Annotated in this window: 2 protein-coding genes; both read left to right on the top strand. The window is 68.6% G+C overall.

Annotated elements, in window-relative coordinates:
* The coding region (locus VF497_RS02620; protein ID WP_330885978.1) for a DUF2339 domain-containing protein at positions 1-1,471 on the top strand (1,471 nt) is incomplete at its 5' end.
* A partial coding sequence (locus tag VF497_RS02615) for a DUF3999 family protein (protein WP_330885976.1) occupies positions 1,468-1,908 on the top strand: 441 nt, incomplete at its 3' end. The genes VF497_RS02620 and VF497_RS02615, both read left to right, overlap by 4 nt.

Genomic DNA, 1,908 nt, shown 5'->3' with positions numbered 1-1,908 from the left:
AGAGATTCGCCGCTGGCGCCTGCAACTGCTCGGCGAGTCTCACGCCCTGCTCGCGCTCGGCTTCGCCACGATCGCCGTGCCGCTCGCGCTGTCGGCGCAGGCGACCACGTGCACGTTCGCGCTCGAGGGCGCGGCGCTGGTCTGGCTCGGCCTGCGCCAGGCGCGACGCATTCCGCGCTGGATCGGCTATGCGCTGCAGGGCATCGCAGGCGCGATTGCCGGCGACCGCTTTGCCGCCGCGGCGGACGCGGCACCGATCCTCAACGGCACCTTCCTCGGCGCTGCACTGCTCGCCCTCGCCGGTCTCGTCAGCGCACGCCTGCTGCAGCGGCGCGATGCGCGCGCGCCATTGACCCTGCTGTTCCTCGTCTGGGGCGGATTCTGGTGGTACCTCGGCGGCGGCAACGAGATCGAACGCTTCGCCGCGCATGCGCGGCATTGGGACGCATGGCTCGCCTTCCTCGCCGCGACCGCGCTGATCGCCATCGAAGCCGCGCGCCGATTGAACTGGCGCGAATTGCTCATGCCGGCGGCGGTCACGATCGCGCTCGGCCTGCCATTCGTCGTCCTGACCATGCTCGACGATCATGGCCCGCTCGAAGGCTGGCATCTCGCCGCCTGGGCGCTGTGGTTTGTTGCTGCATGGCGCACGCTGCCGGCAGTCGCCGCCGAGCAGCTGCGCGCCGCGTGCATCTTGCACTTTGTTTATTTGTGGATTTGTATACTCCTGCTATCGCTCGAACTCGGTCACCTCAGTCACGATCACCTGCGCCTGCGAGGTATCTGGTTCGCGCTGTCCCTGCTCGTCCCGTTCGCGGCCGTATACCTGCTCGTGCTGCGCCGCTCAAAGCTCGTGTGCTGGCCGCTTGGTACAGATGCCGACTCGCTGCGCACGCCGCTGCTCGGCAGCTTCGCCGCGGCCATGGGCATCGCCTGGCTCGCCGGCCTTGTGCAGGAAGGCGGGCCGACGCCGCTGCCGTATCTGCCGCTGCTCAACCCGCTCGAACTCGCGCAGATTGGCTGGCTCGTCCTGCTCGCGCTGTGGTATCGCCAGGCGCAGGGCGAAGGCAAGGTCTGGTTCGACGCAGAACTGCGCGCGCGCGTGCTCGCGGCCGCCGGCCTCGTCCTGCTGACTTCGATCACGCTGCGCTGCGTGCACTTCTTCGGCGGCGTGCCGTGGGATGCAAACATGATCTCTTCGCCGCTCGCGCAATCGGCGCTGTCGATCGTGTGGACGCTTGCCGGCATCGCCGCGATGCTCGCCGGCAAGCAGCGCGGCTCGCGCGCGGTCTGGTTCGGCGGCGCGGCGCTGATGGCGCTCGTGCTGGTCAAGCTGATGCTGATCGATCGCAATTATCTCAACGACCTGTCCTCGATCGTCGGCGTACTCGTGGTCGGCGTGCTGCTCGTCGCGGTCGGCTACTTCGCGCCGGTGCCGCCGAAGACAGTCGCAGCGGGGGAGAAGACATGAAGCGCATCACCGCGTTGTCCGCTGCCCTGCTCGTCATCGCCACCGCTACGCATGGCGACGAATCGAAACGCTACGCGTATTCCTGGCCGCTGACACTTGCAGGCGACGGCGCCGCCTGGCAGGTCGAACTGCCGCTCGAGGTTTACCAGACGCTGACCGATGCGCAACTGCGCGATCTCGTCGTCGTCGACGAGCAGGGCAATGCCGTGCCGACTGCGGCGCGCACGGCCGATCCGGCGACTGCCGTCTCCGCACGCAGCGAACTGCCCTTGTTCGCGCTGCCCGCCGGCTTGCCGTCGAATCCGGCCGACGGCCCGCTCAACCTGCGTATCGAGCGCGACGCCGACGGGCGCCTGCGCAGCATCGGCGCCGATCTCGGAACCGCGAATGCGCAGGCGGCACCCGCCTCGCAGGACTATCTGCTCGACGCGAGCAAG

Source organism: Rudaea sp., assembly GCF_036383415.1.
Classification (GTDB): domain Bacteria; phylum Pseudomonadota; class Gammaproteobacteria; order Xanthomonadales; family Rhodanobacteraceae; genus Rudaea.
Note: the sequence above shows the minus strand (reverse complement) of the source record. Positions and strands in the feature narration are given on the sequence as shown.